We start from the raw sequence: 25,477 nt of genomic DNA on the forward strand, positions 1-25,477 counted from the left end.
GCGGCGTAAATGCCTTATCCGGCCTACAGGTCGCACCAACCTTGTAGGCCGGATAAGCGCAGCGCCATCCGGCGTGGAGACAGCTATGTTAGAAGATCTCAAACGTCAGGTACTGGAAGCCAATCTGGCGCTGCCAAAACACAATCTGGTGACTCTCACCTGGGGGAACGTCAGCGCCGTCGATCGCGAGCGCGGCGTCTTCATCATTAAACCTTCCGGCGTCGACTACAGCGTGATGAGCGCAGAGGATATGGTGGTGGTCAGCATTGCCACGGGTGAAGTGGTGGAAGGAACGAAAAAGCCCTCCTCCGATACGCCGACCCACCGTCTGTTGTATCAGTCTTTCCCGTCGATTGGCGGCATCGTCCACACCCATTCGCGCCACGCGACCATCTGGGCGCAGGCCGGGCAATCCATCCCGGCGACGGGGACGACCCATGCGGACTATTTTTACGGCACGATCCCCTGCACGCGCAAAATGACCGATGCGGAGATCAACGGCGAATATGAATGGGAAACGGGCAACGTCATCGTCGAAACCTTTGAAAAACAGGGTATCGATGCCGCGCAGATGCCGGGCGTGCTGGTGCATTCACACGGTCCGTTCACCTGGGGAAAAAACGCCGAAGACGCGGTGCATAACGCCATTGTGCTGGAGGAGGTCGCCTGTATGGGCATCTTCTGCCGCCAGCTTGCGCCACAGTTGCCGGATATGCAGCAAACGTTGCTGGATAAGCACTACCTGCGCAAACACGGGGCGAAGGCCTATTACGGGCAGTAATGGATAACCCGACGGCGCAACCACACCTGTATAAAACCACAGCAAAACGTTCCAAACCAGGCTATAATCATGCCTGGTTTTTTAATGAGTACGCAGCGTGGCGCAGGCAGGTTTTATTTTAACCCGGCACTGGCGGGATACCCCGCAAGGAACGGAGGTCTCATTCTGGCTGGCAACGGACACCGGTCCTTTGCAGGTCACGCTCGCGCCGCAGGAGTCGGTCGCGTTTATCCCTACGCATCAGGCCGCCCGCGTCACCTCGCTGCTGCGCACAGAAAACGGCTATCGCCTGACGCCGCTCAATTTGCAGGATTTTCATCGCCAGCCCGTCTCGGGGTTGTACTGCCGCTCGCACCGACAGCTGATGCGTCTGGAAAAACAGCTGAAAGAACAGGGCGTAACGGTCTATGAAGCCGATGTGCGCCCGCCGGAACGTTACCTGATGGAGCGGTTTATCACCGCTCCCGTTTGGCTGGAGGGCGACACAAAAGACGGCGCGATCGTCAATGCCCGCCTGAAACCGCACCCAGACTACCGTCCCCCGCTGAAATGGGTATCGCTGGATATTGAAACCACCCGACACGGCGAGCTGTACTGCATTGGCCTGCAAGGCTGCGGACAACGCGTCGTTTTTATGCTCGGCCCGGCGAATGGCGATGCCTCGGCGCTGGATTTCCAGCTTGAGTATGCGGCGAGTCGCCCGCTGCTGCTGGAAAAACTCAACGACTGGTTTGCCCGGCACGATCCCGATGTGATCATCGGCTGGAACGTGGTGCAGTTTGATTTACGCGTCCTGCAAAAACATGCCGAGCGCTATCGTATCCCTTTACGTCTGGGGCGCGACAACACCGAGCTGGAATGGCGCGAGCACGGTTTCAAGAACGGCGTGTTTTTCGCCCAGGCCAAAGGGCGGTTGATCATTGACGGCATTGAGGCGCTCAAATCCGCGTTCTGGAATTTCTCATCATTTTCACTGGAAACCGTGGCCCAGGAGCTGCTTGGCGAAGGGAAATCGATCGATAATCCCTGGGACAGAATGGACGAAATTGACCGCCGTTTCGCCGAAGATAAGCCCGCGCTTGCCACGTATAACCTCAAGGACTGCGAGCTGGTGACGCAGATTTTTCATAAGACGGAGATCATGCCGTTTTTACTGGAGCGCGCCACCGTTAACGGTCTGCCCGCTGACCGCCACGGTGGTTCTGTCGCCGCCTTCGGTCATCTCTATTTTCCCCGTATGCATCGCGCCGGTTACGTTGCGCCGAATCTCGGTGAAGTCCCGCCGCATGCCAGCCCTGGCGGTTACGTAATGGACTCGCGCCCTGGCCTGTATGACTCCGTACTGGTGCTGGATTATAAGAGCCTGTACCCGTCGATCATTCGCACGTTCCTGATCGACCCGGTTGGGCTGGTGGAAGGGATGGCGCAACCGGACCCGACACACAGTACCGAAGGCTTTCTTGACGCCTGGTTCTCGCGAGAAACGCACTGTCTCCCGGAGATCGTCACGCAGATCTGGCACGGGCGCGATGAGGCCAAACGCCACGGCAATAAACCGCTGTCCCAGGCGCTGAAGATCATCATGAATGCGTTTTACGGCGTGCTCGGGACGACGGCCTGCCGCTTTTTCGATCCCCGACTGGCCTCGTCGATCACCATGCGCGGCCACGCGATCATGCGTCAGACCAAAGCACTGATCGAGGCGCAGGGTTATGACGTGATCTACGGCGATACGGATTCCACTTTCGTCTGGCTGAAAGGCGCGCATTCTGAAGACGAGGCGGCAAGGATTGGCCGCGAGCTGGTGCGTCATGTGAATGACTGGTGGACGCAATCCCTGCAACAGCAAAAGCTGACCAGCGCGCTGGAATTAGAGTTTGAAACCCACTTCCGCCGCTTTCTGATGCCGACCATTCGCGGGGCGGACACCGGTAGCAAAAAGCGCTATGCCGGACTGATTCAGGAAGGCGAGAAGCAGCGAATGGTATTTAAAGGGCTGGAGACCGTGCGCACCGACTGGACGCCGCTGGCGCAGCGATTCCAGCAGGAGCTTTACCTGCGTATCTTCCGCCAGGAACCTTATCAGGAGTATGTCCGGGAAACCATCGATAACCTGATGACGGGCAAGCTGGATGAACAGTTGGTTTACCGCAAGCGACTGCGCCGCCCGTTGAGCGAATATCAGCGTAACGTTCCGCCGCACGTTCGCGCCGCCCGGCTCGCCGATGAACAAAACATCAAACTGGGGCGCCCGGCGCAGTATCAGAACCGAGGCACGATCAAATACGTGTGGACGACTAACGGCCCTGAGCCGCTGGATTACCGGCATTCACCGCTGGATTACGAGCACTATTTAACCCGCCAGCTACAGCCAGTCGCAGAGGGAATACTTCCCTTCATCGATGATAATTTTGCTACACTACTCACAGGACAACTGGGGTTATTTTGACGCGTGACGAATGCGCCGCCATCCATTACCATAGCGCCCTTTCCATTCCTGGACCCAATTAACACTGCTGCCATTCTATTTTGGTAGCGGGTGATTATTGCCTGCAATTAAAGATATAGAGCCGAACATATATGCCTTTTACACTTGGTCAACGCTGGATCAGCGATACAGAAAGCGAACTGGGACTTGGAACCGTCGTCGCGATGGATGCGCGAACTGTCACCTTACTTTTCCCGGCGACAGGTGAAAACCGTCTGTATGCGCGCAGTGACTCCCCCGTGACCCGCGTGATGTTTAACCCTGGTGATACGATTACAAGCCATGAAGGCTGGCAGCTACAAATCGATGAAGTAAAAGAAGAAAACGGTCTGCTTGCCTATACTGGCACCCGCCTTGATACCGAAGAAACCGCCGTCACGCTGCGTGAAGTCCTGCTCGACAGCAAGCTGGTTTTCAGTAAACCGCAGGATCGCCTGTTCGCCGGGCAAATCGACCGGATGGACCGATTCGCTCTGCGCTACCGCGCACGTAAATTTCAGAGCGAGCAGTACCGCATGCCGTGGAGCGGCCTGCGCGGTCAGCGCACCAGCCTGATTCCCCACCAGCTCAACATTGCCCATGATGTCGGTCGCCGCCACGCGCCACGCGTCCTGCTGGCGGATGAAGTGGGCTTAGGAAAAACCATCGAAGCCGGGATGATCCTGCACCAACAACTGCTGTCTGGCGCGGCGGAACGCGTGCTGATCATCGTCCCGGAAACCCTGCAACATCAGTGGCTGGTTGAAATGCTGCGCCGCTTCAACCTGCGCTTCGCGCTGTTCGACGACGAGCGTTACACCGAAGCCCAGCACGATGCCTACAACCCGTTTGAAACCGAGCAACTGGTTATCTGCTCGCTGGACTTCGCACGTCGCAACAAACAGCGTCTGGAACATCTGTGCGACGCACAATGGGACCTGCTGGTCGTCGATGAAGCTCACCACCTGGTGTGGAGCGAAGACGCGCCAAGCCGCGAATATATGGCGATTGAACAACTGGCGGAACGCGTGCCTGGCGTCCTGCTGCTGACCGCAACGCCGGAACAGCTGGGCATGGAAAGCCACTTCGCCCGTCTGCGTCTGCTCGACCCGAGCCGTTTCCACGACTTCGAACAATTTGTCGAAGAGCAGAAAAATTACCGCCCGGTCGCCGACGCCGTCGCCATGCTGCTGGCAGGCAACAAGCTGAGCAACGAAGAGCTGAACATGCTCGGCGACCTGATTGGCGAGCAGGACATCGAACCGCTGCTGCAAACGGCGAACAGCGACCGCGATGGCGCGCAGAATGCCCGCCAGGAGCTGGTCTCCATGCTGATGGACAGACACGGCACCAGCCGCGTACTGTTCCGCAACACCCGTAACGGCGTCAAAGGCTTCCCGAAACGCGAGCTGCACACCATCAAGCTGCCGCTGCCAACGCAATATCAGACGGCGATTAAAGTCTCCGGCATTATGGGCGCGCGTAAAAGCGCGGAGGACAGAGCGCGCGATATGCTCTACCCGGAGCAGATTTATCAGGAATTCGAAGGGGATAGCGGCACCTGGTGGAACTTCGACCCGCGCGTGGAGTGGCTGATGGGGCATCTGACCAGCCACCGCTCGCAGAAAGTGCTGGTGATCTGCGCGAAAGCCGCCACCGCGCTGCAACTGGAGCAGGTGCTGCGCGAGCGCGAAGGCATTCGCGCCGCCGTATTCCATGAAGGCATGTCCATTATTGAACGCGACCGCGCCGCCGCGTGGTTTAGCGAAGAAGACAGCGGCGCACAGGTTCTGCTGTGCTCGGAAATCGGTTCTGAAGGCCGTAACTTCCAGTTCGCCAGCAACCTGGTGATGTTTGACCTGCCGTTTAACCCGGATTTGCTGGAGCAGCGTATTGGCCGTCTGGACCGTATCGGCCAGGCGCACGATATTCAGATCCACGTTCCGTATCTGGAAAAAACCGCGCAGTCCGTGCTGGTTCGCTGGTATCACGAAGGGCTGGATGCCTTTGAGCACACCTGCCCGACCGGTCGCGCCATCTACGATACGGTGTATCACGATCTGATCGCTTACCTGGCGACGCCTGAAAACACCGACGGTTTTGACGCGCTGATCAAAACCTGCCGCGAGCAGCACGAAGCGCTGAAGGCGCAGCTGGAGCAAGGGCGCGACCGTCTGCTGGAGATCCACTCTAACGGCGGCGAGAAAGCGCAGGCGCTGGCAGAGAGCATTGAAGAACAGGATGACGACACCAGCCTGATCGCCTTCGCCATGAACCTGTTTGATATCGTCGGGATTAACCAGGATGACCGTGGTGAGAACCTGATTGTGCTGACGCCTTCCGATCATATGCTGGTGCCGGACTTCCCTGGCCTGCCGGAAGATGGCTGCACCATTACGTTCGAGCGTGATGTGGCGCTGTCGCGTGAAGATGCGCAGTTTGTTACCTGGGAACATCCGCTGATTCGCAACGGACTGGATCTGATTCTGTCTGGCGATACCGGCAGCAGCACGATTTCGCTGTTGAAAAACAAAGCGTTGCCGGTGGGAACGCTGCTGGTGGAACTGGTGTATGTCGTTGAAGCGCAGGCACCGAAACATTTACAGCTTAACCGTTTCCTACCGCCGACGCCGGTGCGCATGCTGCTGGATAAAAACGGCAATAACCTGGCCGCGCAGGTGGAGTTTGAAACCTTCAACCGCCAGCTGAGCGCCGTTAACCGTCATACCGGCAGCAAGCTGGTCAACGCGGTGCAACAGGACGTACACGCGATTCTGCAACTGGGCGAAGCGCAGGCGGAGAAATCGGCCCGGGCGCTGATCGACGCGGCGCGTAGCGAAGCGGATGAAAAACTGTCTGCCGAACTGTCGCGTCTGGAAGCGCTGCGCGCCGTTAACCCGAACATCCGTGATGATGAACTTGCGGCGATCGACAGCAACCGTCAGCAGGTAATGGAAAGCCTGGATCAGGCCAACTGGCGTCTGGATGCCTTGCGTCTTATCGTCGTCACGCATCAGTAACGGAGCAAAAAATGGGGATGGAAAACTACAATCCGCCGCAGGAGCCCTGGCTGATTATCCTGTATCAGGATGAGCACATTATGGTGGTCAACAAGCCCAGCGGCTTGTTGTCCGTGCCGGGTCGCCTTGAGGAGCACAAAGATAGCGTGATGACGCGTATTCAACGCGATTATCCGCAGGCGGAGTCGGTGCATCGTCTGGATATGGCGACCAGCGGCGTGATTGTAGTGGCGCTGACCAAAGCGGCGGAACGGGAACTGAAACGCCAGTTCCGCGAGCGTGAACCGAAAAAACAGTACGTTGCGCGCGTGTGGGGGCATCCAGCCCCTGCCGAAGGGCTGGTTGATTTACCGCTGATCTGCGACTGGCCGAACAGACCAAAACAGAAAGTGTGTTATGAGACGGGTAAGCCTGCGCAAACCGGGTATGAGGTGGTGGACTTCGCTGCGGATAACACCGCACGGGTGGTGCTTAAACCGATTACCGGGCGTTCTCATCAGCTACGTGTGCATATGCTGGCGTTGGGACACCCCATTCTCGGCGATCGCTTCTACGCGTCGCCAGAAGCGCTGGCGATGGCGTCGCGTCTGTTGCTGCATGCCGAAACGCTAACCATCACCCATCCCGCGTATGGCAACAGTATGACCTTTAAAGCCCCGGTAGATTTTTAAATTCTGTGCCCATTTGTGCCGGGGGCGCTTCGCTTACCCGGCCTACCGTTCTCAACGTAAGCCGGATAAGACGCTTTACGTCGCCATCCGGCAAAAGCATTATTTAAAACCTTTCTGCTCTTTAATCATTTCATACGCTTTCTGAATTTCCTGCGCTTTTTGCTTCGCCATCTCCATCATCTCCGGCGGCAACCCTTTTGCGACCAGTTTGTCCGGGTGGTGCTCGCTCATCAGTCTGCGGTACGCGCGTTTAATGGTTGTCGCATCATCTGTCGGCTTAACCCCCAGCACGTTGCAGGCATCTTCCAGCGTAGGGCCACGCTGCGCCTGCTGCCAGCCGCCGCCGGACTGCTGTTGCTGATAACCGCCGCCAAACTGCGCCCCGCCCTGCATCATGCGTAAGAACTGATCGAACTGAGCGCGGGAAATCCCCAGCTCCTCGGCGATAACGTACAGCACTTCCCGCTCGTTCGGATGGAGCGTTCCATCCGCAAACGCCGCCTGAATCTGAATTTCCAGAAACATCCGTATCAGATCAAACCGCCCAAAGCAGACGCTGCGAAACTGGCGCATTTTTTCACGTAACGGGTAATTATCCGATTTTCCCACGCGAAATGCGTGTTGGGCGGCGGTACGTGATTCGCCGTGTAAATTCATCCGGTCCATCAACTGGCTGGCAATATGGATATCCGCTTCCGTCACGCGCCCTTTCGATTTGGTTAAATGCCCCATGACCTCAAAAGTGGTGGCGAAAAACAGTGCCTGCCGTTCACGCTGATTGGCGAACCATGCCATTTTGCGGCTGCGGGCTTTGTCGAACATGTGGCCTATCAGCAGACCTAATACCACGCCCCAGAAGCCGCCTCCCATCATCAGCGCCACTGCGACACCTACAATCTTTCCCCAGTACTGCATAGACTCCCCAAATCTTTACGCTGACAGTGAGGCTATGTCCCACAATATAGAGTGCTTTTCCTGGAATGAAGGCTGCGGTCAATTGTGGGACATCGCCTATAATTTGCATTATCATACCTGTCATTCAATGCCGTGCCTAACACCACAGACACATACCCATTGGATTTCACGTTGCAGCAAGACCGCCGCACAGCCGCCAGACGCTTATCCAGGCAAGTCGCCGGGGCATGTGAATAACGTCCACGAAAGCGCAACCTGAAAGACGACGGGTAGAAAAGGGACAGGATTAACACTAGCGTAGTGAAGATGAGTACGTTAGTCTCTGACCGTTTGTCACGCGCAACGCTACTGATGATGGAACAATAAATACAACGTATGAAAAAACGTATTCCCACTTTCCTGGCCACCATGATCGCCAGCGCCCTTTATAGTCAGCAGGGACTGGCCGCCGACCTTGCCTCGCAGTGCATGTTGGGTGTGCCAAGCTACGACCGTCCTCTGGTGAAAGGCGAGACGAACGAATTACCCGTGACGATCAACGCCGATCACGCGAAAGGTAACTACCCGGACGACGCGGTATTCACCGGTAATGTCGATATCAACCAGGGTAACAGCCGCCTGCAAGCTGACGAGGTGCAACTCCATCAAAAAGAGGCGCCAGGCCAGCCGGAACCGGTGCGTACCGTCGATGCGCTCGGCAACGTCCATTATGACGACAATCAGGTTATTCTGAAGGGGCCGAAAGGCTGGGCGAACCTGAACACCAAAGACACAAACGTGTGGGAAGGCGACTACCAGATGGTCGGCCGTCAGGGGCGCGGGAAAGCGGACCTGATGAAACAGCGTGGCGAAAACCGCTATACCATTCTGGAAAATGGCAGCTTTACCTCCTGTCTGCCAGGCTCCGATACCTGGAGCGTTGTGGGCAGCGAAGTGATTCACGATCGTGAAGAGCAGGTAGCGGAAATCTGGAACGCCCGTTTTAAACTGGGTCCGGTTCCCGTCTTTTACAGCCCTTATTTACAGCTACCGGTCGGTGACAAACGCCGCTCCGGTTTCCTGATCCCGAACGCGAAGTACACCACCAAGAACTATTTTGAGTTCTACCTGCCGTATTACTGGAACATCGCGCCCAATATGGACGCCACCATTACGCCGCATTATATGCACCGTCGTGGCGGTGTCATGTGGGAGAATGAGTTCCGCTACCTCAGCCAGGCGGGCGCGGGTTTAATGGAGTTCGACTATCTGAATTCCGATCGCGTTTACGACGATGAGCATCCGAACGACAGCAACTCCCGTCGCTGGTTGTTCTACTGGCGTCATGGCGGCGTGATGGATCAGGTATGGCGCTTTAATGTCGACTATACCAAGGTCAGCGACTCCAGCTACTTCAATGACTTTGACAATAAGTACGGTTCCAGTACCGACGGTTACGCCACGCAGAAATTCAGCGTCGGCTATGCCGTGCAGAACTTTGATGCCACGGTGTCAACCAAACAGTTCCAGGTATTCAGCGATCAGAATACCAGCAGTTACTCCGCTGAGCCGCAGTTAGACGTTAACTTCTACCAGAATGACGTTGGTCCATTCGATACGCGTATTTACGGCCAGGCCGTGAAGTTTGTGAACACCCGAGACAACATGCCGGAAGCGACTCGCGTTCACCTGGAGCCAACCATCAATCTGCCGTTATCGAATCAGTGGGGCAGCATCAATACTGAAGCGAAGCTGCTGGCGACGCACTACCAGCAAACCAATCTGGACTCGTACAACAACAATTCGCGAAACGTCAATAAACTCGATGAGTCGGTTAACCGCGTAATGCCGCAGTTCAAAGTCGATGGCAGGATGGTGTTTGAACGCGATATGACGACGTTGGCGCCGGGTTACACCCAGACGCTGGAGCCGCGCGCGCAGTATCTGTACGTTCCCTATCGTAACCAGAGCAGCATCAATAACTACGACTCCTCATTATTGCAGTCCGACTACAGCGGCCTGTTCCGCGACCGCACATATGGCGGTCTGGACCGTATCGCCTCCGCAAACCAGGTCACGACCGGCGTCACATCGCGTATTTATGATGATGCCGCAATTGAACGTTTTAATGTTTCCGTGGGTCAAATCTACTATTTCACGGAGTCTCGCACCGGCGATGACAACATAACCTGGGAGAATGACGACAAAACGGGCTCACTGGTTTGGGCGGGCGACACCTACTGGCGTATCTCCGACCGCTGGGGACTGCGTAGCGGCATTCAGTACGACACGCGTCTGGACAGCGTCGCGACCAGCAGCAGTACAATCGAATACCGTCGCGATGAAAATCGTCTCTTACAGTTGAACTACCGTTATGCCAGCGCGGAATATATTCAGGCTACGCTGCCGTCTTATTCCACTGCGGAGCAGTATAAAAACGGGATTTCCCAGGTCGGGGGCGTTGCCAGTTGGCCGATTGCCGATCGTTGGTCTATCGTAGGCGCTTACTACTTTGATACCAATGTGAATAAGCCTGCCGACCAGATGCTCGGCGTGCAGTACAACTCCTGCTGCTATGCGATTCGCTTCGGTTATGAGCGTAAGCTGAACGGTTGGGATAACGATAAAGAACACGCTGTTTATGACAACGTGATCGGCTTTAACATTGAATTGCGTGGTCTGAGCTCCAACTACGGTCTCGGCACCAAAGAGATGTTGCGTTCGAACATTTTGCCGTATCAAAGCTCTCTGTGATTTGATTGATTTACCACGTAATCCGCATTGCGGTTAATTGAAATGGAAAAAGTATGAAGAACTGGAAAACGCTGCTTCTCGGTATCGCCATGATCGCGAATACCAGTTTCGCTGCCCCGCAGGTGGTCGATAAAGTCGCAGCCGTCGTCAATAACGGCGTCGTGCTGGAAAGCGACGTTGATGGCTTAATGCAATCAGTAAAACTTAATGCGGGTCAGGCTGGTCAGCAGCTTCCTGATGATGCCACGCTACGTCATCAGATCCTGGAACGTTTGATCATGGATCAAATCGTTCTCCAGATGGGTCAGAAGATGGGGGTGAAAATCTCTGATGAACAGCTGGATCAGGCTATCGCCAATATCGCTAAACAGAACAACATGACGCTGGACCAGATGCGCAGCCGTCTGGCTTACGATGGTCTGAGCTACTCAACCTACCGTAGCCAGATCCGCAAAGAGATGATCATCTCCGAAGTGCGTAACAACGAAGTGCGTCGTCGCGTCACCATCCTGCCGCAGGAAGTGGATGCGCTGGCCCAACAGGTCGGTAACCAGAACGATGCCAGCACAGAGCTGAACCTGAGCCACATTCTGATCCCGCTACCGGAAAACCCGACGTCGGATCAGGTAAGCGAAGCGGAAGCCCAGGCGCGTTCGATTGTTGATGAAGCGCGTAACGGCAGTGATTTCGGCAAACTGGCGATCACCTACTCCGCCGACCAACAGGCGCTGAAAGGCGGCCAGATGGGCTGGGGACGTATTCAGGAGCTGCCGGGCATTTTCGCGCAGGCGCTGAGCACGGCGAAAAAAGGCGACATCGTTGGCCCGATTCGTTCCGGCGTTGGCTTCCACATTCTGAAAGTGAACGATCTGCGCGGCCAGAGCCAGAGCATCTCCGTCACTGAAGTTCATGCCCGCCATATTCTGCTGAAACCCTCGCCGATCATGACCGATCAACAGGCGCGCCTGAAACTGGAAGAGATCGCAGCAGACATTAAGAGCGGCAAAACGACCTTTGCTGCCGCAGCGAAAGAGTTTTCACAGGACCCAGGTTCTGCCAACCAGGGCGGCGATCTGGGCTGGGCAGCGGCGGATATTTTCGATCCTGCCTTCCGCGACGCGCTGACCCGCCTCAACAAAGGCCAGATGAGCGCCCCGGTACACTCCTCCTTTGGCTGGCACCTGATCGAACTGCTGGATACGCGTAACGTTGATAAAACCGACGCGGCGCAGAAAGACAGAGCTTACCGTATGCTGATGAACCGTAAGTTCTCGGAAGAAGCGGCGACCTGGATGCAGGAACAACGCGCCAGCGCTTACGTTAAAATCCTGAGCAATTAATGACTACGGTTCAACGCGTTGTTATCACTCCCGGCGAACCCGCCGGGATTGGTCCTGACTTAGTCGTTCAGCTCGCACAGCGTGAGTGGCCAGTCGAACTCGTCGTCTGTGCAGATGCCCGTCTGTTAACCGACCGGGCCGCGTTGCTCGGTTTGCCCCTCTCGCTTCTTCCCTACTCGCCAAATCACCCTGCAAAACCGCAATCCGCCGGCACGCTGACCCTGTTGCCGACAGCGCTTCGCGCTCCTGTCACCCCAGGTCAACTCAGCGTTGAGAATGGACAGTATGTGGTGGATACGCTGGCACGCGCCTGCGACGGTTGTCTGCAAGGGGAATTTGCGGCGCTGATCACCGGGCCGGTTCACAAAGGCGTCATCAATGACGCTGGCGTACCGTTTACCGGACACACGGAGTTTTTTGAAGCGCGTTCGCAGGCGAAGAAAGTGGTGATGATGCTGGCCACCGAGGAGCTGCGGGTCGCGCTGGCGACAACGCACCTGCCGTTAAGAGCGGTTGCCGACGCCATTACGCCCACTTTGCTGCATGAGGTGATCGGCATTCTGCATCATGATTTACGCACGAAATTCGGCCTTGCCGATCCGCATATTCTGGTGTGCGGGCTAAATCCGCATGCGGGTGAAGGCGGCCATATGGGAACCGAAGAGATCGACACGATCGTTCCGGTACTGGATGATCTGCGCGCTCAGGGGATGCGCTTAAGCGGCCCTTTGCCCGCCGACACGCTTTTCCAGCCTAAATATCTCGATCATGCCGATGCCGTGCTAGCGATGTACCACGATCAGGGTCTCCCCGTGCTAAAATACCAGGGATTTGGTCGCGGCGTGAATATCACGCTGGGCCTGCCTTTTATTCGAACATCCGTAGACCACGGCACCGCGCTTGAACTGGCGGGTCGGGGGCAAGCGGATGTCGGCAGTTTTATTACGGCGCTTAATCTCGCCATCAAAATGATTGTTAATACCCAATGAATAATCGAGTCCATCAGGGCCACTTAGCCCGTAAACGTTTCGGGCAAAACTTTCTCAACGATCAGTTTGTGATCGACAGTATTGTCTCCGCCATTAACCCGCAAAAGGGTCAGGCAATGGTCGAAATCGGCCCCGGTCTGGCAGCGCTGACGGAGCCTGTCGGCGAACGTCTGGACCAGCTCACGGTGATCGAACTTGACCGCGATCTGGCCGCGCGCCTGCAAACGCACCCGTTTTTGGGGCCGAAACTGACGATTTATCAGCAAGATGCCATGACCATGAACTTTGGCGAGCTGTCTGAAAAGATAGGTCAGCCGCTGCGCGTATTCGGCAACTTGCCCTACAACATCTCCACCCCGTTGATGTTCCACCTCTTTAGCTATACTGATGCCATTGCCGACATGCACTTTATGTTGCAAAAAGAAGTGGTCAATCGTCTGGTTGCAGGGCCGAACAGTAAGGCGTATGGTCGATTAAGCGTCATGGCGCAATATTATTGCCAGGTGATCCCGGTGCTGGAAGTGCCACCATCCGCCTTCACGCCGCCGCCTAAAGTCGATTCCGCCGTTGTGCGCCTGGTGCCTCACACGACGATGCCGTATCCGGTGAAAGACATACGCGTGTTGAGCCGCATCACCACCGAGGCGTTTAACCAGCGTCGTAAAACGATTCGCAACAGCCTCGGCAATCTGTTCAGCGTCGAGGTGCTGACGGAACTGGGCATTGACCCGGCATTGCGAGCGGAAAATATCTCTGTCGCGCAATATTGCCAGATGGCGAACTATCTGTCAGAAAACGCGCCTGCGAAGGAGAGTTAAGCATGATCAATTCGCCCCGAGTGTGTATTCAGGTTCAGAGCGTCTACATTGAAGCGCAATCTTCACCTGATGATGAACGTTACGTATTCGCATACACGGTAACCATCCGCAATTTGGGGCGAGCGCCAGTGCAGTTGTTGGGGCGTTATTGGCTGATAACCAATGGTCATGGCCGCGAAACCGAAGTACAGGGCGAAGGTGTGGTTGGCGTGCAGCCGCACATCGCGCCCGGAGAAGAGTACCAGTACACCAGCGGCGCCGTTATTGAAACGCCGCTGGGCACCATGCAGGGTCACTACGAAATGATCGATGAAAAAGGCGTCGCCTTTACTATCGATATTCCCGTGTTCCGACTCGCCGTTCCAACACTTATTCATTAAAACTAAAGCAATGGCAACATACCTCATTGGCGACGTTCACGGTTGCTACGACGAACTGATCGCATTGTTACACCAGGTGGAATTTACCCCCGGTTCAGATACCCTGTGGCTTACCGGCGATCTGGTCGCTCGCGGCCCTGGTTCTCTGGAAGTGCTCCGCTACGTGAAATCATTGGGCGACTGCGTGCGTCTGGTGCTTGGCAATCACGATTTACATCTGTTGGCCGTCTTTGCGGGCATTAGCCGCAATAAGCCGAAAGACAGGCTGACTCCGCTGCTGGAAGCGCCAGACGCCGACGAACTGCTCAACTGGCTGCGCCGTCAGCCGCTGTTGCAGGTCGACGAAGAGAAGAAGCTGGTGATGGCGCATGCGGGCATTACGCCGCAGTGGGATTTACAGACAGCGAAAGACTGCGCGCGCGATGTTGAAGCCGTACTGTCGAGCGACTCCTATCCCTTCTTCCTCGACGCGATGTACGGCGATATGCCGAACAACTGGACGCCGGAGCTAACGGGTCTGGCGCGGCTGCGTTTTATCACGAATGCCTTCACCCGTATGCGTTACTGTTTCCCGAACGGCCAACTGGATATGTACAGCAAAGAGTCGCCGGAAAACGCCCCTGCGCCGCTGAAACCCTGGTTCGCCATTCCGGGACCGGTTAGCGAAGCATACAGCATTGTCTTTGGTCACTGGGCGTCGCTGGAAGGTAAAGGGACGCCGGAAGGCATTTATGGTCTGGATACCGGCTGCTGCTGGGGCGGGGATTTAACCTGCCTGCGTTGGGAAGATAAGCGCTACTTCGTGCAGCCGTCGAATCGTCATCTTGATTCAGGCAAAGGCGAGGCGGTAAACGCCTGAGCGTTATTTTGTAGGCCGGATAAGGCGTTTACGCCGCTATCCGGCATTCACTCCACATTATTGCCTGATGGCGCTTCGCTTATCAGGCCTACAAATCTGCATTACAACATGCCGGATTAACGACGCTCCAGAATCTCGAAGCAGTAGCTGTGAGAATTCTGCTCATCGGCGTCGTGGAACTCGCTGAAGACCGATTCCCAGTCATCCGGTTCGTAGTCCGGGAAATGGGTGTCCCCTTCCACTTCGGCATCAATATGCGTCAGATACAGTTTCTGCGCTTTCGGCAAGAACTGTTCGTACACGCGTCCGCCGCCAATCACCATAATCTCTGGCGCATCGCCGCAGGCGGCAATCGCTTCATCGACCGATTTCACCCACTGCACGCGATCGTCAGTGCCAGGCTGGCTGCTGATGACGATGTTTTTACGCCCCGGCAGCGGTCGCCCGATGGATTCCCAGGTATGGCGCCCCATAACCACAGGCTTGTTTAAGGTGTTACGTTTAAACCAGGCGAGATCGGCAGGCAGGTTCCACGGCATGGCGTTTTCCATGCCGATAACGCGATCTACCGCTAACGCCGCAATCAGACTGATCATTGAATATTTCCTGGATACAAAAAATTGTCGCCACTATACGGAAAGAGCAATCTTTCGTCGACTAACGAAAAGAGGAATAGCACGAAAATTTTCCGTTCTGCTGGCAACCCGACTTATTTAAAGCGGTGTCAGCTCGCAGGCCGCCATCAGGCCCAATGCCGGATAGCGGCATAAATGCCTTATCCGGCCTACGATGGTTTGTAGGCCCGGTAAGCGCAGCGCCACCGGGCAAATTGCCGGATGGCGGCATAAACGCCTTACCTGGCCTACGTTGACGGTTTCACTTCCGGCTCATCATCTGCGTCACCCGTATGTTTACCTTCATCCGTGCCTTGCCAGCCGTGGCGTTGAATTAACGATAAATGTTCACGGTCTTCAGTAATAATCTCGCTCAACATAGCGCTGGTGCGTTTATAGACAGCCGCGCGGGACGTTGGATCGTTTTCCCCTTTCGCCATCTCTTCCACCATCTGCGTATTAAAACGACGGAACAGATCGGCACGCTCGCGCGCCTCGTAGCGTCCCAGCCCTAATTTTTCCAGCGCCTGACGCCCTGTTTTTAACGCGCCTTCAAACGTTTCACGCTCCGGCATCTCAACACCGGCCTGTCGCAGACGGATGTAGTGATCGACATCGCGGGCGCGGGCAATAATTTGCAGGTCGGGGAAATGGGCTTTTACCATTTCTGTCAGTTGTAAACTGGTTTGCGGATCGTCAATCGCGTTGATCAGCACTTCCGCTTTCGCCGCACCCGCGGACTCCAGCAAATCCATGCGCGTCGCGTCACCGTAAAAGACCTTCATGCCAAATTTGCGCAGCGTTTCAATATGATCCGGGTCATGGTCGAGAACCACCATTTTTACCCCGCTCGACAGCAGCAAACGCCCCGTAATCTGCCCAAAACGGCCAAATCCGGCGATGATCACGCGCGGTTGTTCCGCATCGATCTCATCCGCTTCACGCGCTTCACCGATTGCGGATTTTTCCAGACGGCTCAGGAGCACCAGAAAAATGGGCGTCGCCGCCATTGAGAGCGCAACGGTGAGCGTCAAGGCCTTCGCCCATTCCGGGTCGAGTACATTGGCCATTTGCGCCGCGCCGAATACCACAAAGGCAAACTCACTCCCCTGTCCTAATAATACGGCAAACCAGAGACGTTGCTTATTCGGCACCCGTAGCGGCCTGGCGACAAGCCACAGCATTACCGTTTTAATGACCAGGAAACCGACCAGCAGGATAAGAATGCGTAACGGATTATCGATCAGCGTGCCAAAGTCGATAGACATGCCAACGCCGATAAAGAACAGCCCCAGCAGCAGCCCTTTAAACGGTTCTATGTCGCTTTCCAGCGCATGCCGGTATTCCGAGCTTGCCAGCAACACGCCCGCCAGAAACGCCCCCATCGCCATCGACAGCCCCACTTCTTCCAGCAGCAAGCCGAAGCCAAAGACCAGAAACAGGGCCACGGCGCTGAACACTTCACGCAAACCGGAACGCGCGACAAAACGCAACGCCGGGCGCGTGACATAGCGCCCTAACAGCACCACCAGCGCCAGCGCCCCTGCCACTTTTAACGCAGACAGTGCAAAGACGCCCAGCGTCGTTGAAGCGCTGCTGGCGGCCAGTAAGGGGATCATCGCCACCAGTGGAATAGCGGCAATATCCTGAAACAGCAGCACGGCGAATGTGCTACGGCCCATTTGCGAGACGGTCAGGTTACGCTCATCCATCGCCTGCATCGCAATCGCCGTGGAAGAGAGCGCCAGCGTCATGCCGATCAGCTCCGCCACCTGCCAGCGCAGGCCGAGGAACATACAGAACAGGCCAATCAACCCACCGCATACCACCATCTGCAACGCGCCGCCGCCAAAAACCGACGCACGCAGTTTCCACAAACGCTGCGGGTCCAGCTCCAGCCCAATCACAAACAGCATCAGCACCACGCCAATTTCGGCGAAATGGAGAATAGCTTCAGCGTCCGTCACCAGACGCAGCCCCCACGGGCCGATAATACACCCGGCAATGAGGTAGCCCAGCACCGACCCTAAGCCCAGCCGGACGGCAATCGGCACAATCAGCGCGGCCGATCCCAGGTAAATCAGCGCCTGTATCAGCGTATGGCTATCCATGATTTGCCTCCTGCCACGCCAGCAAACGTTGCTTATAGTGGCGAGCCTGCGCCTGGAGCGTTTCGTCATCACAGACAAACGTACAGTGCATCGCAAAAGGCGGCAGCCAGTTGAGCCCACAATAGAGCGCGGTAGCCTGTAACGGCTGCGAGAGCACATCAAAGCCCGGATAGGCGCCAATAGCGAAGTGGCTTTCGCCTCCGCCGGTCGTCACGGCCCACATCAGATCTTTGCCCCGGAGCGCCGTGCCGCCATGCCCGTAGGCCCAGCCATGCGCGAGGACTTTGTCCATCCAGAGTTTGAGTAAAGGGGGAACGCTGTACCACTGCATTGGATGCTGCCAGATGATAAGACGCGCGCGCGCCAGCGCCTGCTGCTCGGCGGCAACATCAATATTGAAGTCAGGGTAAAGTTGATAGAGCGAGCGAATTTCGACGCCATCCAGCGTCCTTGCCTGTTCCAGCATCCGTTTATTCGCATGCGAGTGCTGCGGATACGGATGGGCATAAATAATGAGGATCATGAAGTAGCCTGTTATTTTACATCTCTGTTTTATCACAGAGTGTAGTCAGTAATTTAACAGGCTAATAGTGAATATTATTGAGCAGCCAAATGGATAAAACTGAATTAATTATCCAGTTCGCTCATGTTCTTCACCTGATCGCGGTTGATCTGTTCCGTTTTACCGGTTTCTGCATTTTTGTAGGACACCAGTCCGGTATCATCATCGACCTGTGGTTTACCATCGGTGACGATCGTTTTGCCGTCGGTGGTTTTTATGGCCTGGTTTGATGAACAGCCCGCTACGGTAAATACCGTCGCAGCGGCAAAAAGAGACGCAATAAGAAGTTGTTTTTGCATGGTGTTCTCCCTGCTTTTCAGTCATTTTCAGTGGTATACCCATTAACTATAGACTAACTGACTGACCTTAAAAGAAAATACAGAACACTCTGAAGATATCCCCTAGCACAGAGGCTTGTTGCGAATCGTCATACTGCTCGTCTGGGCAAGCGTCAGTCCACGCGTCTCCGGCGCAAAGGCGATGGAAATAAGCAGACCGATAAGTGAAATTCCCGCCCCCATCAGCATGACGTAGCTGATCCCATATCTGGTGATGAAGATCGGCAGCGCCCACGTTGAAAGGATGGTGCCAATTCGACTCAGGGACATAATGACGCCCACGGCAGACGCGCGAATATCCGTCGGGAACAGCTCATTCGGGTAGAGCCACTGAAGGTTCCCCGGGCCGCCGGAGAAAAAGGCGTACACCGCAAAGGCCGCAACCACCAGCCAGATCCCCATTTCTGGGATCAACCCCAGCACAGCCAGCGCCAGCGTCATCATGACAAAGCTGCCGATCAGCAATGGCCGTCGCCCTATGCTGTTAAGCCAGTACATCGGCGGAATACAGCCCAGCATAAAGAACAAACTGATCACCACATTGCCCAGCGCCGCGCTTTTCCCGACGCCCAGCCCCAGCAGGCCGACAATCTGCGGGCCAAAGGTATAGATGGCGAACATCGGGATGACCTGGCAGGTCCAGATGGCGGCGACAAACAAAACAAACGGGAAGTGACGGCGATTAAACAGCTGTAAGAAGCGCGTCTCCTGAGGCGGTTCTTCATCAAACGCCACCGGTTCGCCAAACAGTTTAATCATCATCTCCTCGCACTCTTTCACCCGCCCCTTACGCAACAGCCAGCGCGGTGATTCGGGAAGATCGAAGCGCCCGATCAGGATCATGATGCAGGGAATTGCCGCGCTCCCCAGCATCCAGCGCCATCCGCCCGCCACATCGTACAACCAGTAGCCGACCAGATCGGCGCAGGTGGCGCCGACATACCACATCGCGGCAATAAAACTGATAGAGAAGGCGCGCTGGCGGGTGTTGGAAAACTCGGTAATCATCGAGGTGGCGATAGGATAATCCGCGCCAATCACCACCCCAATCAGCACGCGCATAACGAGCAACTCCATCGGCGATGAGACAAACATCGTCGCTACCGATATCACCCCAATGGCGATGATATCGATGAGGAACATTTTACGTCGCCCCACTTTGTCTGAGATATAGCCGAACAGCGACGTACCGACAAACAACCCGGCCAGCGTGCCTGCCCCCAGTAACCCCAGCCACTGCGCATCCAGCTTCAGCGCAGGCGTGAGCTGCTCCAGCGCCACGCCAATCATGACCAGTACGTAACCGTCCAGGAACGGCCCGCCGCTTCCCCACAGCATAATTCTGCGGTGAATAGAGGAGAATTTAATGTCGTCAAAGTTCCTGGGCTGCTGCATAGCCGCGTCCTGTTTTGTTTTCACTTGATACCTGATGGCGCTACGCTTATCAGGCCTACGAATCACGTATTTTGTAGGCCGGATAAGACGCGTCAGCGACGCCATCCGGCATCAACCTCAGCCGTAGCGAAATTCCACGCCAAAGGTGCCGCGCGGGTATTCCCATTTCTCCAGCGCCGTCCCCAACCCGAGAATTCGACAGGTGCCGCACTCCAGGCACCCGGCGTAATCAAAGCGCACGCTGCCGTCGTCCTGCTTTTTATACAACCCGGCCGGACACGCCTTGATCAGCACCTCCAGCGCCTGCTTATCCGGTTCGGTTTTCAGGATGATGTGCGGATTGTCTTCATCCACATTGAATTTATTGACGCCCAGTTTGACGTCCACATTGACGGGAGAAGTCATAATACGGTCACTCCTTTGATGCCATCCTTCATCAGGTTGATGAAGCCCACTTTCTTCGCGTGGCGCAGGATTTTTTTACGCACAGGGACGGGAGCGCTGCCATCGACGGTAAACAGATCGCGGGCAATGCCCACCGCCATTTCAGGGTAGCGCGTGAACATACGCGGGTTGTCCAGAAACGCCGGTAAGCGCTGGTACATACGCATATCCCGCATCGGCCCGTTGTCGAGATGCTGTTGATATTCCGCCAGCCCCTGTCGGCTGAAATCGTTGCTCTGCATGGCCGAAAGTACGGTCTTCGCCGCCGCTTCCCCTGCCGCGACGGCCAGGTCCATACCGCGAATCGTAAAACCGAGGTTCATACACATACCGGCGGCGTCACCGGCAATCAGCACGCCGTCGCCCACCAGCTCCGGCTGCATATTCATTCCCGCTTCCGGGACGACGTGCGCGGCGTACTCCAGCAGTTTTCCGCCCGCAATCAGCGGCGCCACCGCCGGATGCTGTTTAAAATCTTCCAGCATTTGTGGAACCGACTTTTTCGCCTCTTTCAGATGATGCAGACCGCAAACCAGCCCCAAAGAGAGGGTCGTTTTATTGGTATAGAGGAAGCCGCCGCCCATCAGACCATCGGTCGGAGAACCGGCAAACAGACAGGCTGCGCCTTCATTTCCCTGTAATCCGAAGCGATCCACAATGACCGATTCAGGCAACTCAATTAACTCTTTTACGCCTACCGCGACATGGGCGGCATCTACACGTTTCGCCATTCCCAGTTTTTCCGCCAACAGCGAGTTCACGCCATCAGCGAGAATGACCGTTTTCGCTTCAATAACGTCGCCATCCGCCTCAACGCCCACCACTTTGCCGTCGCGCTGAACAAGATTATCCACGCGGATGCCGGTTATCAGCTGCGCGCCCGCCTCTTCAGCCTGTTCCATCAGCCAGGCGTCAAATTTACTGCGCAATACGGAATAAGAGACCTGCGAAGGCGCGGCATCCTCGCCATTGACGTAATCCACCGCCATCGCCCCTTTTTCGGTCATAAAAGCGAGTTTTTCATGGGTGATCACGCGTTCAACTGGGGCATGTTCAGCAAAACCGGGGATAATGCGCTCCAGACTGTGCGCGTAGATGCGCCCGCCGGTGACATTCTTCGCGCCAGCGGAATTGCCGCGCTCAATAACCAGCACCTGTGCCCCTTCGCGGGCGAGCACCAGCGCCGCGACGGAACCCGCCAGCCCGGCCCCCACGATGATGGCATCAAAGATATCTTCGGACATAAGAACTCCAGATTTACCTGTCAGCGGCAGGGCCGATACCCACAAGCCCTGCCCGAGTGGATCAGCGTGCTAAAGCGCTCGTAAGCGCAGGCAGAATCTTCATCACATCGCCGACAATGCCGTAATCAGCGTATTGAAATATCGGCGCATTTTTATCTTTGTTGATGGCGCAGATGGTTTGTGAACCGTTCGCGCCCACCATGTGCTGGATCTGCCCGGAAATGCCCACCGCGAGGTAAAGCTCTGGTTTAAGCATCAGGTTGGAGATGCCGACATAACGCTCGTGCTCCATCCATTTTTCGTTTTCCGCCACCGGACGAGAACACGCCAGTTCCGCGCCAATGGCCTGACACAGCGCCTGGGCCAGCGAGATATTCTCTTTGCTGCCGATGCCGCGCCCAACGCTAACCACCAGTCGCGCTTTATCAAGATCGACCGTGTTGCTCTGGCGCGCCTGCGTTGCGGTGCGCGTTACGACGACATCTGGCGACTGCCACTGCACGTCATGCGACTCGCCGTGGCGGGACGCATCCGCCTGTTGCGCCTCAAACGTGCCGCTGCCAACGGTGATCACCGCATACGGTGATGTGATGGTCTCTTCGCCAATCGCCAGCCCGCCGTAGACCATATGCCGGACGGTCGCATGGCCCTCCTGCTGCGTTACCGCACTGGCGTCGTTAGAGACGGCCGCCGCGAGACGAAATCCCAGCTTTGCCGCCAGCAGTTTGCCACGGCGGGTATTAGGCAGCAGCACCAGACCCGAATCCCCCTGCTGGCGAATCGTCTGCGCCATCACCCCGGCGTAATCTTCCACCATGCGGTCGTCCGGTTTACCGCGTAAATGCCAGATGTGATTCGCCCCCAGCTGGCGTGCCGTCTCGCCCTCGGCGTCGTGCTGCACAAACGCATGAATCTGCTCGCCTGAAGCCAGTGCGCCGCTCATCAGTTCCGGCAGACGAGAAGGGGTATCGCTGAATACCCAGACATGAGAAAACGTGTTCATAATATCCCCCGGTAATTAAATGATTTTGCGCAGATGTTCGGCGAACGCGGCGATCTGTTCTTCACCATCGCCTTCAATAACGATGCGCTGACGCTCGCGTTGTTTCGGTGCGGCGACCTTCTGGACGGAGTACGCGTCTGGCGCACTGAAACCAATATCCGCCGCAGACCAGACCTGCACCGGTTTTTTTGCCGCGCCCAGAATCGCTTTCATCGACGGGATCTGCGGAGCGTTAATGTCTGTGGAGACCGCCACCACCGCAGGCAGGGGAATACTCAGGGTTTCAATTTCATCTTCCAGTTCACGCTCAACGGTAAGCGCACTTTCCGTCAGGGAGAGGATTTTGCTCACGCCGTTGATGGCCGGAATGTTCAGCGTTTCACCCACCAGCAGGCTGACCTGCTGGGCATAAAGGTCGGAGGAACCGTCGCCGCAAACGATCAGATCAAAGCCCGATTTTTGCGCGGCGGCGGCAAGCGCTGCGGCGGTGCGTTGCGGCAAAGCCTGTTCAAACTGGTCGTCTATCACCACGACCAGTTCATCTGGCCCACGGGAGAGCACATCTTTACGCCCTTTGGCGTTGGTCAGCGCCTTGCCGCCTACGCTCATGGCAATCACCTGGGCATCGCTTGTCTGCTGCTTTAACTGGCAGGCAGCTTCAATCGCATTCAGATCGTACTGACTGATTTTGGCATCCGCTTTGCTGATATCTAATGAACCATCGGCATTATTGATCGCAATATCCTGTTCATCAGGCACGCACTTGTAACAAGTAATTATCTTCATTGCATCTCCAGAAATCATGAAGGAAACGTCATCCATATCGGCGGTGTTAAATACAGATATCACGCTCTTTAATTCGGAAATAAAACTTTAATCACCAATATTGAAAATGTCACACGCTGACATTTACAACTTTCAATATTGTTAAGCACCTCACTAATATTGAACAGACCCCGTAGAACATAAAAATTTTCAATATTGTTTGATGGATCACCAATATTGAATGAGAGATGCGCGCAATTCGACCAAAATACATCACATCTAATTGTTTTACATTGATTTTATTTGAAAATAAGGGTCAAAAACACCAGACAAAAAAGTGTGATCAACATAACGGATTACCGCAAAATGAATACCCATTATGAGTTACTCGCCAAAGCGACTCTGAGGTCTAACTGTCATCAGATTATTACTAAGAAAAATAAACAAAATATAACAAACGGGAACGTAACATAAATTTCGTTTTGACACTGGAATTGACTCATGAAAAATGAAAAGAGAAAGTCCGGGATTGAACCTAAGGTTTTTTTCCCGCCGTTAATAATTGTAGGGATACTTTGTTGGCTAACCGTCAGAGATCTCGACGCTGCGAATATTGTTATTAATGCCGTCTTCAGTTATGTCACAAATATCTGGGGTTGGGCATTTGAATGGTACATGGTGGTGATGCTTTTTGGCTGGTTCTGGCTGGTCTTCGGCCCTTACGCTAAAAAAAGATTAGGTGATGAACCGCCGGAATTCAGCACCGCCAGCTGGATTTTCATGATGTTCGCCTCCTGCACTTCCGCCGCCGTGCTGTTCTGGGGCTCAATCGAAATTTATTATTACATCTCGACGCCGCCCTTTGCTCTGGCACCTGGCTCCAACGGCGCCAAAGAGATCGGCCTCGCCTACAGCCTGTTTCACTGGGGGCCGTTACCGTGGGCGACTTACAGCTTCCTCTCCGTCGCATTCGCCTACTTCTTTTTTGTTCGCAAAATGGACGTGATTCGTCCCAGCTCGACGCTGGTACCTTTAGTGGGCGAGAAACACGCAAAAGGGTTATTCGGTACTATTGTCGATAACTTCTATCTGGTGGCGCTGATCTTCGCGATGGGCACCAGCCTCGGCCTGGCGACGCCGCTGGTGACAGAGTGTATGCAGTATCTGTTCGGCATCCCTCATACGCTGGAACTGGACGCCATCATCATTACCTGCTGGATCGTTCTGAACGCCATTTGCGTGGCCTGCGGCCTGCAAAAAGGGGTGAAAATCGCCAGTGACGTGCGTAGCTATCTCAGCTTCCTGATGCTCGGCTGGGTGTTTATCGTCAGCGGCGCCAGCTTCATCATGAACTACTTCACCGATTCCGTCGGTATGCTGTTGATGTATCTGCCACGCATGTTGTTCTACACCGATGCGATCGGCAAAGGCGGCTTCCCGCAAGGCTGGACCGTTTTCTACTGGGCATGGTGGGTCATTTACGCCATCCAGATGAGTATCTTCCTCGCGCGTATTTCCCGCGGCCGTACCGTGCGCGAACTGTGCTTTGGGATGGTGCTCGGCCTGACCGCCTCCACCTGGATTCTGTGGACCGTTCTTGGCAGCAACACCCTGCTGCTGATGGATAAAAATATCCTCAATATTCCACAACTTATCGAACAGCACGGCGTGGCGCGCGCCATCATCGAAACCTGGGCCGCACTGCCATTCAGCACGGCTACGATGTGGGGATTCTTCATCCTCTGCTTTATCGCTACCGTCACGCTGATTAACGCCTGCTCCTACACGCTGGCCATGTCCACCTGCCGCGAAGTGCGCGACGGTGAAGAGCCGCCGCTGCTGGTACGTATCGGCTGGTCGGTGCTGGTTGGCGTTATCGGCATCGTCCTGTTAGCGCTCGGCGGGTTAAAACCCATTCAAACCGCGATTATCGCCGGAGGATGCCCGCTGTTCTTCGTCAACATCATGGTAACGCTCTCCTTTATCAAAGACGCCAAAGTGCACTGGAAAGATAAATAAACTCAATAA

21 protein-coding genes are annotated in these 25,477 nt (G+C 55.5%); 11 read left to right on the top strand and 10 right to left on the bottom strand.

The genetic code is table 11. The features are described from left to right. Window positions 1-85 precede the first annotated feature (85 nt). From araD to rluA, 4 genes are all read left to right on the top strand, one after another. Window positions 86-781 (top strand): L-ribulose-5-phosphate 4-epimerase, encoded by a 696-nt coding sequence (araD, locus tag OGX80_RS01430; protein ID WP_012134107.1) that lies wholly within the window; start codon window positions 86-88, stop codon window positions 779-781. A 97-nt stretch (window positions 782-878) separates the two neighbouring features. Then, window positions 879-3,230, top strand: coding sequence for a DNA polymerase II (polB, locus tag OGX80_RS01435; RefSeq protein ID WP_012134108.1), 2,352 nt, complete (start codon window positions 879-881; stop codon window positions 3,228-3,230). Between the two features lie 131 nt (window positions 3,231-3,361). After that, window positions 3,362-6,268, top strand: a complete 2,907-nt coding sequence (gene rapA, locus OGX80_RS01440; protein ID WP_012134109.1) for an RNA polymerase-associated protein RapA — start codon at window positions 3,362-3,364, stop codon at window positions 6,266-6,268. 11 nt (window positions 6,269-6,279) lie between these two features. Continuing rightward, on the top strand, window positions 6,280-6,939 hold the full coding sequence (gene rluA, locus OGX80_RS01445) for a bifunctional tRNA pseudouridine(32) synthase/23S rRNA pseudouridine(746) synthase RluA (RefSeq protein WP_104867779.1): 660 nt from the start codon (window positions 6,280-6,282) through the stop codon (window positions 6,937-6,939). Between the two features lie 99 nt (window positions 6,940-7,038). On the opposite strand, the gene djlA is transcribed toward rluA, so the two are convergent. Further along, entirely contained in the window at window positions 7,039-7,854 is an 816-nt protein-coding gene (djlA, locus tag OGX80_RS01450) for a co-chaperone DjlA (RefSeq protein WP_012134111.1), read from the bottom strand. 375 nt (window positions 7,855-8,229) lie between these two features. Between djlA and lptD the strand changes: the two genes are divergently transcribed. From lptD to apaH, 6 genes are read left to right on the top strand one after another with little or no spacing between them, the layout of a single operon-like run. Further along, window positions 8,230-10,587, top strand: a complete 2,358-nt coding sequence (gene lptD, locus OGX80_RS01455) for an LPS assembly protein LptD (protein WP_049011438.1) — start codon at window positions 8,230-8,232, stop codon at window positions 10,585-10,587. A 53-nt stretch (window positions 10,588-10,640) separates the two neighbouring features. Further along, a complete protein-coding gene (gene surA, locus OGX80_RS01460) occupies window positions 10,641-11,927 on the top strand; it encodes a peptidylprolyl isomerase SurA (RefSeq protein WP_047458976.1) in 1,287 nt (428 codons plus the stop codon). Beyond that, the gene (gene pdxA, locus OGX80_RS01465) at window positions 11,927-12,916 is read left to right on the top strand and encodes a 4-hydroxythreonine-4-phosphate dehydrogenase PdxA (protein ID WP_115181998.1); all 990 of its coding nucleotides are present in this window, start codon (window positions 11,927-11,929) and stop codon (window positions 12,914-12,916) included. Before surA ends, pdxA begins: the two co-directional genes overlap by 1 nt. Then, window positions 12,913-13,734: a 16S rRNA (adenine(1518)-N(6)/adenine(1519)-N(6))-dimethyltransferase RsmA gene (gene rsmA, locus OGX80_RS01470; RefSeq protein ID WP_115181999.1), complete on the top strand. Its 822-nt coding sequence runs from the start codon at window positions 12,913-12,915 to the stop codon at window positions 13,732-13,734. Before pdxA ends, rsmA begins: the two co-directional genes overlap by 4 nt. A 2-nt stretch (window positions 13,735-13,736) precedes the next feature. Continuing rightward, window positions 13,737-14,114 carry a Co2+/Mg2+ efflux facilitator ApaG/CorD gene (apaG, locus tag OGX80_RS01475; RefSeq protein WP_012134116.1) on the top strand — a complete coding sequence of 126 codons (378 nt, stop codon included), beginning with the start codon at window positions 13,737-13,739 and terminating at the stop codon, window positions 14,112-14,114. A gap of 10 nt (window positions 14,115-14,124) precedes the next feature. Beyond that, window positions 14,125-14,973, top strand: coding sequence for a bis(5'-nucleosyl)-tetraphosphatase (symmetrical) ApaH (apaH, locus tag OGX80_RS01480; protein ID WP_012134118.1), 849 nt, complete (start codon window positions 14,125-14,127; stop codon window positions 14,971-14,973). A 116-nt stretch (window positions 14,974-15,089) separates the two neighbouring features. On the opposite strand, the gene folA is transcribed toward apaH, so the two are convergent. From folA to OGX80_RS01525, 9 genes are all read right to left on the bottom strand, one after another. Next, a complete protein-coding gene (gene folA / locus OGX80_RS01485) occupies window positions 15,090-15,569 on the bottom strand; it encodes a type 3 dihydrofolate reductase (RefSeq protein WP_012134119.1) in 480 nt (159 codons plus the stop codon). A 266-nt stretch (window positions 15,570-15,835) separates the two neighbouring features. After that, on the bottom strand, window positions 15,836-17,698 hold the full coding sequence (kefC, locus tag OGX80_RS01490) for a glutathione-regulated potassium-efflux system protein KefC (protein WP_115182001.1): 1,863 nt from the start codon (window positions 17,696-17,698) through the stop codon (window positions 15,836-15,838). Next, complete coding sequence (gene kefF / locus OGX80_RS01495) at window positions 17,691-18,221, bottom strand: glutathione-regulated potassium-efflux system oxidoreductase KefF (protein ID WP_047458991.1); 531 nt, start codon at window positions 18,219-18,221, stop codon at window positions 17,691-17,693. Before kefF ends, kefC begins: the two co-directional genes overlap by 8 nt. 104 nt (window positions 18,222-18,325) lie before the next feature. Then, entirely contained in the window at window positions 18,326-18,559 is a 234-nt protein-coding gene (locus OGX80_RS01500; RefSeq protein WP_012134122.1) for a YgdI/YgdR family lipoprotein, read from the bottom strand. Between the two features lie 102 nt (window positions 18,560-18,661). Continuing rightward, window positions 18,662-19,993 (bottom strand): MFS transporter, encoded by a 1,332-nt coding sequence (locus OGX80_RS01505; RefSeq protein ID WP_024130715.1) that lies wholly within the window; start codon window positions 19,991-19,993, stop codon window positions 18,662-18,664. Window positions 19,994-20,110: 117 nt separating this feature from the next. After that, entirely contained in the window at window positions 20,111-20,398 is a 288-nt protein-coding gene (gene fixX / locus OGX80_RS01510) for a ferredoxin-like protein FixX (protein ID WP_012134124.1), read from the bottom strand. Then, the gene (locus tag OGX80_RS01515; RefSeq protein ID WP_110494690.1) at window positions 20,395-21,681 is read right to left on the bottom strand and encodes an FAD-dependent oxidoreductase; all 1,287 of its coding nucleotides are present in this window, start codon (window positions 21,679-21,681) and stop codon (window positions 20,395-20,397) included. Before OGX80_RS01515 ends, fixX begins: the two co-directional genes overlap by 4 nt. A 61-nt stretch (window positions 21,682-21,742) precedes the next feature. Beyond that, on the bottom strand, window positions 21,743-22,684 hold the full coding sequence (locus tag OGX80_RS01520; RefSeq protein WP_110494691.1) for an electron transfer flavoprotein subunit alpha/FixB family protein: 942 nt from the start codon (window positions 22,682-22,684) through the stop codon (window positions 21,743-21,745). Between the two features lie 15 nt (window positions 22,685-22,699). Next, a complete protein-coding gene (locus OGX80_RS01525) occupies window positions 22,700-23,470 on the bottom strand; it encodes an electron transfer flavoprotein FixA (protein WP_115182002.1) in 771 nt (256 codons plus the stop codon). Between the two features lie 480 nt (window positions 23,471-23,950). Between OGX80_RS01525 and caiT the strand changes: the two genes are divergently transcribed. Further along, window positions 23,951-25,468 (top strand): L-carnitine/gamma-butyrobetaine antiporter, encoded by a 1,518-nt coding sequence (gene caiT / locus OGX80_RS01530; RefSeq protein WP_012134129.1) that lies wholly within the window; start codon window positions 23,951-23,953, stop codon window positions 25,466-25,468. Window positions 25,469-25,477 lie beyond the last annotated feature (9 nt).

Source organism: Citrobacter sp. CK194, assembly GCF_030333395.1.
In the GTDB taxonomy this organism is placed as follows: Bacteria; Pseudomonadota; Gammaproteobacteria; order Enterobacterales; family Enterobacteriaceae; genus Citrobacter_B; species Citrobacter_B koseri.